8 protein-coding genes and 1 pseudogene are annotated in these 10,314 nt (G+C 61.2%); 8 read left to right on the top strand and 1 reads right to left on the bottom strand.

From position 1 onward, the window contains the following. The first annotated feature begins 131 nt into the window (after positions 1–131). The 4 genes and pseudogenes from I5S59_RS26100 to I5S59_RS26840 all read left to right on the top strand — a co-directional run bounded on the left by I5S59_RS26100 (position 132) and on the right by I5S59_RS26840 (position 3,470). Complete coding sequence (locus I5S59_RS26100; protein ID WP_197879147.1) at positions 132–743, top strand: biliverdin-producing heme oxygenase; 612 nt, start codon at positions 132–134, stop codon at positions 741–743. A 60-nt stretch (positions 744–803) separates the two neighbouring features. Then, entirely contained in the window at positions 804–1,229 is a 426-nt protein-coding gene (locus I5S59_RS26095) for a YbaN family protein (protein WP_197879146.1), read from the top strand. Between the two features lie 102 nt (positions 1,230–1,331). Next, positions 1,332–2,612: pseudogene (locus I5S59_RS26845) on the top strand (HAMP domain-containing protein); the annotation flags it as partial. Positions 2,613–2,714: 102 nt separating this feature from the next. Beyond that, positions 2,715–3,470, top strand: coding sequence for a methyl-accepting chemotaxis protein (locus I5S59_RS26840; protein WP_420066480.1), 756 nt, complete (start codon positions 2,715–2,717; stop codon positions 3,468–3,470). 79 nt (positions 3,471–3,549) lie between these two features. Here the strand turns inward: I5S59_RS26840 and arcD (I5S59_RS26085) are convergent, their stop codons facing one another. Next, positions 3,550–4,977, bottom strand: a complete 1,428-nt coding sequence (gene arcD, locus I5S59_RS26085) for an arginine-ornithine antiporter (protein ID WP_197879144.1) — start codon at positions 4,975–4,977, stop codon at positions 3,550–3,552. Positions 4,978–5,417: 440 nt separating this feature from the next. Between arcD (I5S59_RS26085) and arcD (I5S59_RS26080) the strand changes: the two genes are divergently transcribed. The 4 genes from arcD (I5S59_RS26080) to arcC all read left to right on the top strand — a co-directional run bounded on the left by arcD (I5S59_RS26080) (position 5,418) and on the right by arcC (position 10,198). Next, complete coding sequence (arcD, locus tag I5S59_RS26080) at positions 5,418–6,845, top strand: arginine-ornithine antiporter (RefSeq protein WP_128322549.1); 1,428 nt, start codon at positions 5,418–5,420, stop codon at positions 6,843–6,845. A 32-nt stretch (positions 6,846–6,877) separates the two neighbouring features. Then, the gene (arcA, locus tag I5S59_RS26075) at positions 6,878–8,134 is read left to right on the top strand and encodes an arginine deiminase (RefSeq protein WP_197879143.1); all 1,257 of its coding nucleotides are present in this window, start codon (positions 6,878–6,880) and stop codon (positions 8,132–8,134) included. 70 nt (positions 8,135–8,204) lie between these two features. Then, complete coding sequence (locus I5S59_RS26070) at positions 8,205–9,215, top strand: ornithine carbamoyltransferase (protein ID WP_128322551.1); 1,011 nt, start codon at positions 8,205–8,207, stop codon at positions 9,213–9,215. A gap of 50 nt (positions 9,216–9,265) precedes the next feature. Further along, positions 9,266–10,198: a carbamate kinase gene (gene arcC / locus I5S59_RS26065; RefSeq protein WP_197879142.1), complete on the top strand. Its 933-nt coding sequence runs from the start codon at positions 9,266–9,268 to the stop codon at positions 10,196–10,198. Positions 10,199–10,314 lie beyond the last annotated feature (116 nt).

The following is a 10,314-nucleotide window of genomic DNA, read 5'->3' as shown; positions in this document are numbered from 1 at the left end:
TCCTACAAGTGTAGGAGCCGGCTTGCCGGCGATAGCAGCCCCCCTTTTTCCCGCACAGTGAGGTTTTTTTACTGTCGCGCGTCATCTTGTTCGTCTAGTCACTAGGCACGCCCACTTCGCAAGGAATCACCATGACCGCCACCACCACCGAACGCGCCAGCCTGCGTTCGCAACGCCTGAACCAGCTGACCCACGCCCCGCATACCGAACTCGACGCTCTGGTCAAATCCCACGCACCGTTCGAAACCCGCGAAAGCTTCGCCCGTTTTGTGGTTGCCCAGTATCTGTTCCAGAACGAGCTCAAGGCGCTGTACACCGACCCGGCACTGATCGCCATCGTTCCGGACCTGGCCGAGCGCTGCCGTGCCGAGCAGGCCGGTCTCGACCTGGCTGACCTGAACACCGAAATTCCGGCCGACTTCCCCGGCGCTGTGCAGCAGCCAAGCGTGGGTGAGGCCATGGGCTGGATCTTCGTCTCCGAAGGTTCCAAGCTCGGTGCGGCCTTCCTGATCAAGCGTGCCGTTGGTCTGGGTCTGTCGGACAGCTTCGGTGCCCGTCACCTGGGCGAGCCGGCCGGTGGCCGTGCCGAGGGCTGGAAACAGTTCACGCGCATCCTCGACACCCTGGAGCTGAGCGCCGAAGAAGAAGCCAAGGCCGAACAAGGCGCCGTGGCCGCCTTCGAGCGGTTCACCGAACTGCTCAAGCATGCCTACGCGACTGCGCCTAAAGCCGAACTGGCCTGATCCGCCCTACCCGGTTACCCTTTTGGTAACCGGGCTCTCCCCGTGCAATCCGAAAAGCTCATGACCCGCCCTCCCGCTTCCCGACTTTCGCGCGTGCTCTTTGGCCTGCTGGCCTATGTCAGCCTGGGTATCGGCCTGATTGCGATCGTCATTCCCGGCCTGCCCACCACCGAGTTCATTCTCCTCGCAGCCTGGGCCGCCACCCGCAGTTCGCCGCGCCTGAGCGCCTGGCTGGAAAACCATCGGCTGTTCGGCCCGATCCTGCACAACTGGCGCAATGGCAAGGTCATCGAGCGGCGCGCCAAAGTCAGCGCCACCGTCAGCATGGTGCTGTGCGCCAGCCTGATGCTGGTGTTCCTCGAACATCGCTGGCCGGTGTTCCTCGCCATCGGCGGCATGGCCCTGGGCAATCTGTGGATCTGGTCCCGGCCGGAAACCACACCCGCGAACCTCGACGACCGTTCATCGGCCGGTACTCAGGGTTAACGCGATAAGGCCGATGGCCTTTTATCGCTAAATGGACGTAGCGCCTCGAACCCTTTGTGGTTCGTTCCCCTGCTGGCCAGCCCTTTAGCGAGTACGTCCCTCATGTTCGACACGCTTTCCATTCGCCTGAAAATCGTTCTGCTCTCCGGCCTTTGCCTGCTTGGCGTGGTTGCCCTGGTGGTGGGTATCAACCTGTATCAATCACAACAGAGCGACGAACAGGTGGGCACCGCCAGCACCGCGATGCTCACCCGCAACGTTCAGGCCCTTTTGCAGGCACGCGCCGGCGAAAAAGCCGAACTGCTGCGGCGCAGGTTCAGTGAAAACCAGACCCTGATCACCGCGCTTGCCGACCAGGTCGGCGACCTCCAGCAACTGGCCCGCGACCACGCCCTGAACGGCGGCGACCTGCGCGAAGCAATCAACCAGAGCCTGGCCACCACCTTCAAACGCAATCCGCAGGCGCTCGGTGTCTGGCTGGCCTTCGAACCCAACGCGCTGGACGGCGGTGATACCGAGTTTGCCAACGACGCCAAACGCCTGAGCAACGAAAGCGGGCGCTTTGCCAGCTACTGGAGCCGGGCGCAAGGCGAAGCCTTGAACACCGTGATCAGCGATACCGACCTGAACAAGACCGACATCAACCTGAGCGGTACCCCCTACAACGTCTGGTACACCTGTTCGCTGCACAGTACCCGCCCTTGCCTGCTCGAACCCTACGCCGACACCGTCGGCGGCAAGCAGATGCTGATGACCAGCATTACCGTGCCGCTGATGCACAACGGCAAGGTGATTGCGGTGGCGGGCGTGGACATCGCCCTCGACGCCCTGCAATTCGCCGCCAGCAAAGCCCAACAGGAACTGTTTGACGGCGCCGGCCACCTGATGATCGTATCCCCCAGCGGGCTGCTTGCAGCCAACAGTGACGACGCCGCAATGGTTGGCAAAAACGTCGGCCAGACCCTGGGCCAGGAGGGCCAGCAAGCGCTGCAAAAGCTTGCCGGCAACCAGCCGCTGGTGCTGGAACAGGGCGACACCGTTCGTGCCGTCTATCCCGTGCAACCCATCGCCGACAGCAAAACCTGGGGCATTCTGATCGACCTGCCCAAGCAGGTACTGCTGGCCGATGCCATCAGCCTGCAAAGCACGCTTGAGCAGGCGCGCACCAGCGGCACGCTCAAGGTGGTGCTGTTTGCCACCCTGGCCGGCCTTGGCGGTCTGCTGTTAATGTGGCTGACCGCAACCGGCGTAACCCGCCCGTTGAACACTGTTGCCGCCATGCTCGAAGACATCGCCAGCGGTGACGGCGACCTCACCCAACGCCTGCACTATGCCCGCAAGGACGAACTGGGTCGGCTGACCGCGGGCTTCAACCGCTTTCTCGAAAAGCTGCAACCGACCATCGCCCAGATCAAGCAGAGCATCACCCAGGCGCGCGCCACGGCCGATCAGTCCTCGGCCATTGCCCAGCGCACAAGCGAAGGCATGCAGGTGCAGTTCCGCGAAATCGACCAGGTGGCCACCGCCTCCAACGAAATGAGCGCCACCGCCCATGACGTAGCCAACAGTGCCGCCAGCGCCGCCGACGCCGCACGGGGCGCCGACCGTTCGGCCAAGGATGGCATGGCGATCATTGAGCGCAGCACCCGCGACATCACCCTGCTGGCCGACGAGGTCAGCAAGGCTGTGAGCGAGGTGGAGACACTGGCGCAGAACAGCGAGCAGATCGGCTCGGTGCTGGAAGTGATCCGCAGCATCGCCGAACAGACCAACCTGCTGGCCCTCAACGCGGCCATCGAAGCCGCCCGTGCCGGTGAAAGCGGCCGCGGCTTTGCCGTGGTAGCCGATGAAGTGCGCAACCTGGCGCGCCGCACCCAGGACTCGGTCGAAGAAATTCGCCTGGTCATCGAGCGCATCCAGAGCAACACCCGTGAGGTGGTGGCGACCATGCACTCGAGCCACGGCAAGGCGCAGGAGAATGCCGGGCAGATCCACCAGGCCGTGCAGGCCCTGGACCGGATCAGTGAGGCTGTCACGGTCATCAGTGACATGAACCTGCAGATCGCCAGCGCTGCCGAACAGCAAAGTGCGGTCGCCGAGGAGGTCAACCGCAACGTCTCGGCGATCCGGGGCGTGACCGAAACGCTGACCGGCCAGGCGGCGGAATCGGCCCAGGTCAGTCGCCAGCTCAATACCTTGTCGTCCGAGCAAATGGCGCTGATGGATCAATTCAGGGTCTGATCGCGCCAATGTAGGAGCCGGCTTGTTGGCGATGGCGGCACGCTCGATCGCTGGCAAGCCATCTCCTACAGCTATGGATTCAGAGGGTCAGCAGCCCTGCATACAGGCTGTACGCCGCCACTGCCGCCCCGACCACCACGGCGGCGAAGATCACCTTCTCCCAATGCGTGAACAGGCTCTGCCCCTGCTCATGCTTGGCCCGGGCAAACAGGATCACCCCCGGCGCATACAGCAACGCCGACAGCAGCAAGTATTTCAAGCCGCCGGCGTACAGCAGCCAGACCGCGTAAACCAGGGCGATCCCGGCGATCAGCAAGTCTTTACGCCGCCGGGCTGAATGGCCCTGGTAGGTCTCGCCGCGTACCGCCAGCAGCAAGGCATAAGCTGCGGACCACAGGTAAGGCACCAGGATCATCGACGACGCCAGGTAGATCAGGCTGGTGTAAGTACCGGACGAAAACAGCGTGATCAGCAAAAACAGCTGGATCATCACATTGGTCAGCCACAGGGCATTGGCCGGCACGTGATTGACATTTTCCTTGGCGAGAAAGCGCGGCATGGTCTGGTCGCGCGCCGTCGCGTAAAGGATCTCGGCACACAGCAACGCCCAGGACAACAACGCACCCAGCAACGAGATCGCCAGGCCGATACTGATCAGCAAAGCCCCCCAGGGCCCGACAATGTGCTCCAGCACCGAGGCCAGCGACGGGTTCTGCAGCGCCGCCAGCTCCGGCTGGGTCATCACCCCCAGCGACAGCACGTTGACCATCACCAGCAAGGCCAGCACGCCAATGAAGCCGATCACGGTGGCCTTGCCGACATCCGAGCGATTCTGCGCCCTGCCCGAGTACACACTGGCGCCTTCGATGCCGATGAACACGAACACGGTGACCAGCATCATGTTGCGCACCTGATCGAGCACGCTGCCAAATTTGGGGTTGCTCAGCCCCCAGATGTCGCGGGTGAAGATGTCGGCACGAAACGCCACCGCGGCAATGACGATGAACATGATCAGCGGCACGATCTTGGCCACGGTCGTCACCTGGTTGATGAACGCCGCCTCCTTGATCCCGCGCAGCACCAGAAAATGCACCGACCACAGCAGCAGCGACGCGCAGGCGATGGCGATCGGTGTATTGCCCTCGCCAAACACCGGAAAGTAGAAGCCCAGGGTGCTGAACAGCAGGACGAAATAGCCGACGTTGCCCAGCCACGCGCTGATCCAGTAGCCCCAGGCGGAGGAGAAGCCCATGTAGTCACCGAATCCGGCCTTGGCGTAGGCATACACCCCCGAATCAAGCTCCGGTTTGCGGTTGGCCAGGGTCTGGAACACGAAGGCCAGCGCCAGCATGCCCACCGCCGTGATACCCCAACCGATCAGCACCGCACCGACATCGGCGCGGGCAGCCATGTTCTGCGGCAGCGAGAAGATTCCACCGCCAATCATCGAGCCGACCACCAGTGCGATCAGCGCGCCCAGGCGCAACTTTTGTCCAGGTTCGGACATGAAAATCCCCTTTCTGTCTCGTGTTTGTAACCTCAGGAGCACACCCTGAGTTAAATATATGTTGAGTCTAGGCGTTTATAAATATTCCGTCTTTAGAACTATAGCCTTCATAACTATGACGTCTATAACAAACAAACTAGATGGTGAGTTTTGTGCACTACCGCCGCCACCACAAGCAAATAAGAAAAAATCGCGTCAAAAATTTGCTAAAGCTGTGAAACGGGCTAGCTTCAAATCTCGCAGGCTGTCAGAGCAAAGGCTCTAACCACCATGGAGGTGCCTGTGCACGAGGCTTACAGCATTGCCATCGGCATACTCCGGGGGGAGCTCTTTCAGTCAAGGAAGCAATGGATTGCCCTATTAACTGACCTGAATCAGCTTATGAATACGTCGCTGGATTTACTCTAGCGTCATCTCTTCTCCTGATATGGAGTTATTCGATGTCAGACGCTCCCGGAAAACTACGGCTCGGTGCGCTAGTCGCACTTGTAGTCGGCTCTATGATCGGCGGCGGTATCTTCTCGCTGCCTCAAAACATGGCTGCCAGTGCCGATGTTGGCGCAGTGCTGATTGGCTGGGGGATTACCGCCATCGGCATGCTGACGCTGGCCTTTGTATTCCAGACGCTGGCCAATCGAAAGCCGGACCTTGACGGTGGGGTGTACGCTTACGCCAAGGCCGGATTCGGCGATTACATGGGCTTCTCATCCGCCTGGGGGTACTGGATCAGTGCCTGGCTGGGCAACGTCGGTTACTTCGTCCTGCTGTTCAGCACCCTGGGCTACTTCTTCCCGATCTTTGGCGAGGGCAACACCCCGGCCGCCATCATCGGCGCGTCGATATTGCTCTGGGCCGTGCACTTTCTGGTGCTGCGCGGGATCAAGGAAGCGGCCTTCATCAACCTGGTCACCACCGTGGCCAAGGTCGTGCCGCTGGCGCTGTTCATCCTGATCGCCCTGTTCGCGTTCAAGCTGGACATCTTCACCGCTGACATCTGGGGCACCATGAACCCGGACCTGGGCAGCGTGATGAACCAGGTGCGCAACATGATGCTGGTCACCGTCTGGGTGTTCATCGGTATCGAAGGCGCGAGCATCTTCTCGGCGCGGGCCGAAAAGCGTTCCGACGTGGGTAAAGCCACTGTCATCGGCTTCATCACCGTGCTGCTGTTCCTGGTTCTGGTCAACGTGCTGTCGCTGGGCATCATGACTCAACCAGAGCTGGCCAAACTGCAGAACCCGTCGATGGCCGCCGTGCTTGAGCACGTGGTTGGCCACTGGGGTGCGGTGCTGATCAGCGTCGGTCTGATCATCTCGCTGCTGGGTGCCCTGCTGTCGTGGGTCCTGCTGTGCGCCGAGATCATGTTCGCCGCAGCCAAAGACCACACCATGCCGGAGTTCCTGCGCCGCGAGAACGCCAACCATGTACCGGCCAACGCGCTGTGGCTGACCAACGCCATGGTGCAGATCTTCCTGGTCATCACTCTGTTCTCGGCCAGTACCTACCTGTCGCTGATCTACCTCGCCACCTCGATGATCCTGGTGCCTTACCTGTGGTCGGCGGCCTATGCCTTCCTGCTGGCATGGCGTAGCGAAACCTACGAACAAGCCCTGGCCGAGCGCAAGAAAGACCTGATCATCGGCGGCATCGCCCTGATCTACGCCATCTGGCTGCTGTATGCCGGCGGCGTGAAATACCTGCTGCTCTCTGCGCTGCTGTACTTCCCTGGCGTGATCCTGTTCGCCAAGGCCAAGCGCGAGGTCGGCCAACCTATTTTTACCAACGTGGAGAAACTGCTTTTCGCCGCCGTGGTTGTAGGTGCCCTGGTGGCAGCCTACGGCCTGTACGACGGCTTCCTGACTCTGTAACCCCCGTATTCGAAACTTGGAGGAAAGAAACCATGTCCACGGAAAAAGTTAAGTACGGCGTACATTCTGAAGCCGGCAAACTGCGCAAAGTAATGGTCTGTTCCCCAGGCCTGGCTCACCAGCGCCTGACGCCAAGCAACTGCGACGAGCTGTTGTTTGACGACGTCATCTGGGTCAACCAGGCCAAGCGCGACCATTTCGACTTTGTCACCAAGATGCGTGAGCGCGGTATCGAAGTGCTGGAAATGCACAACCTGCTGACCGATATCGTTGCCATTCCCGAAGCGCTCAAATGGATCCTTGACCGCAAACTCACCGATGACACCGTCGGTGTGGGCCTGAAAAACGAAGTACGCAGCTGGCTCGAAGGCCTTGAGCCACGCCACCTGGCCGAGTTCCTGATCGGCGGTGTGGCCGGTGAAGACCTGCCGGAAAGCGATGGCGCCAGCGTGATCAAGATGTACCGCGACTACCTGGGCCACTCCAGCTTCCTGCTCGACCCGCTGCCGAACACCCAGTTCACCCGTGACACCACTTGCTGGATCTACGGTGGCGTGACGCTGAACCCGATGTACTGGCCAGCGCGACGTCAGGAAACCCTGCTGACCACCGCCATCTACAAGTTCCATCCTGAGTTCACCGGTGCCGACTTCCAGGTCTGGTACGGCGACCCGGACAAGGACCACGGCAAGTCGACCCTGGAAGGCGGCGACGTCATGCCGATCGGCAACGGCGTGGTACTGATCGGTATGGGCGAGCGCACCTCGCGCCAAGCTATCGGCCAACTGGCCCAGTCGCTGTTCGCCAAAGGCGCGGTGGAAAAAGTGGTCGTTGCCGGCCTGCCAAAATCCCGTGCAGCGATGCACCTGGATACCGTGTTCAGCTTCTGCGACCGCGACCTGGTGACGGTATTCCCTGAAGTCGTCAAGGAAATCGTACCGTTCGTCATCACTCCAGATGAGAGCAAGCCTTACGGCATGTTCGTACGCCGCGAGGACAAAACCTTCCTCGACGTGGTGGCCGAGTCCCTCAAGCTGAAAAAACTGCGCGTCGTCGAAACCGGCGGCAACAGCTTTGCCGCCGAACGCGAACAGTGGGATGACGGTAACAACGTGGTGGCGGTCGAGCCAGGTGTGGTCATCGGTTATGACCGCAACACCTACACCAACACCCTGCTGCGCAAAGCAGGCGTCGAAGTCATCACCATCAGCGCCGGCGAACTGGGCCGCGGCCGTGGCGGCGGTCACTGCATGACCTGCCCAATCGTTCGCGACCCTATCGACTACTAAAACGTCCATCATCCCGGCCGCGCTTACAAGGCGCCGGCCGGGCCGATTACCGCATTCAAGGAGAATCACCATGGCGTTCAACATTCACAACCGTAACCTGCTCAGCCTGGAACACCACACCACCCGCGAGCTGCGTTACCTGCTGGACCTGTCCCGCGACCTGAAACGTGCCAAGTACACCGGCACCGAGCAACAGCACCTCAAAGGCAACAACATTGCGCTGATTTTCGAGAAAACCTCGACCCGCACCCGTTGCGCCTTCGAAGTGGCTGCCTATGACCAGGGCGCCAACGTCACCTACATCGACCCCAACTCCTCGCAGATCGGCCACAAAGAAAGCATGAAGGACACCGCACGGGTCCTCGGCCGCATGTATGACGCCATCGAATACCGTGGCTTCAAGCAGGAAATCGTCGAAGAGCTGGCCAAGTTTGCCGGCGTACCGGTGTTCAACGGCCTGACCGATGAATACCACCCGACCCAGATGATTGCCGACGTGCTGACCATGCGTGAAAACAGCGACAAGCCGCTGCACGACATCAGCTACACATACCTGGGCGACGCCCGCAACAACATGGGTAACTCCCTGCTGCTGATCGGCGCCAAGCTCGGCATGGACGTGCGCATCTGCGCCCCTAAAGCGCTGTGGCCGCATGACGACCTGGTGGCTCGTTGCAAGAAATACGCAGAAGAAAGCGGTGCCCGCATCACCCTGACCGAAGACCCGAAAGCCGCAGTCAAGGGCGTCGACTTCATCCACACCGACGTCTGGGTATCGATGGGCGAGCCGGTTGAAGCCTGGGCCGAGCGCATCCAGCAACTGCTGCCCTACCAGGTCAACGCCGAGCTGATGAAAGCCACCGGCAACCCACGCACCAAGTTCATGCACTGCCTGCCGGCCTTCCACAACTCCGACACCAAAGTCGGCAAACAGATCGCCGAACAGTACCCACACCTGAAAAACGGCATCGAAGTCACCGACGATGTCTTCGAATCGCCAGCCTGCATCGCCTTCGAGCAAGCGGAAAACCGCATGCACACCATCAAGGCGATCCTGGTTTCGACCCTGGCCGATCTGTAAGCATTCCTCCGGGGCCGGCACGGCCGGCCCCTCTCTAGAAGGACATCATCATGCGTATCGTTGTTGCATTGGGCGGTAACGCCCTGCTGCGCCGTGGCGAACCCATGACTGCGGAAAATCAGCGCGCCAATATCCGCATCGCCACCGAACAGATCGCCAAGATCCACCCGGGCAATGAACTGGTCATCGCGCACGGCAACGGCCCTCAGGTCGGCTTGCTGTCGCTGCAGGCGCAGTCCTACAAGCCGGACGAAGCCTATCCGCTGGACGTCCTCGGGGCAGAAACCGAAGGCATGATCGGCTACATCATCGAGCAAGAGCTGGGCAACCTGCTGGCCTTTGAAGTGCCGTTCGCCACCCTGCTGACCCAGGTTGAAGTGGATGCCAAGGACCCGGCGTTCCAGAAACCGACCAAACCGATCGGGCCGGTCTACTCCAAGGAAGAAGCCGAGCGCCTGGCCAAGGAAAAAAAATGGGCCATTGCCCCGGACGGCGACAAATTCCGTCGCGTCGTTGCCAGCCCTCGCCCAAAACGTATCTTCGAAATCCGTCCGATCAAATGGTTGCTGGAAAAAAAGACCGTGGTGATCTGTGCGGGTGGCGGTGGTATCCCGACCATCTACGACGACAGCGGCAAGGTGCTCAGCGGCGTCGAAGCGGTGATCGACAAAGACCTGTGCTCGTCGTTGCTGGCCCAACAGCTGGATGCCGACCTTCTGGTCATCGCCACTGACGTCGACGGCGCGTACATCGACTGGGGCAAACCGACCCAGAAAGCCGTTGCCGAAGCGCACCCGGATGAACTGGAACGTCTTGGCTTTGCCGCTGGCTCCATGGGACCGAAAGTTCAGGCCGCCTGCGAATTTGCCCGTCAAACCGGCAAGGTCGCGGTCATCGGCTCGCTGGCCGACATCGAAGGCATCGTCCAGGGCACCAAAGGCACCCGTGTGACTACCGCCAAGCCAGGAATAAGCTACCGTTGATGCAGTCGGGGGGGGGGGGGGGGGGGGGGGGGGGGGGGGGGCGGGGGGGGGGGGGGGGGGGCGGGCGGGGGGGGGGCGGGGGGCGGGGGGGGGGCGGCACGGCGCCCACAGCACGA

The sequence above is a fragment of the Pseudomonas alkylphenolica genome (genome assembly GCF_016009175.1).
Lineage (GTDB): Bacteria > Pseudomonadota > Gammaproteobacteria > Pseudomonadales > Pseudomonadaceae > Aquipseudomonas > Aquipseudomonas alkylphenolica_B.
Note: the sequence above shows the minus strand (reverse complement) of the source record. Positions and strands in the feature narration are given on the sequence as shown.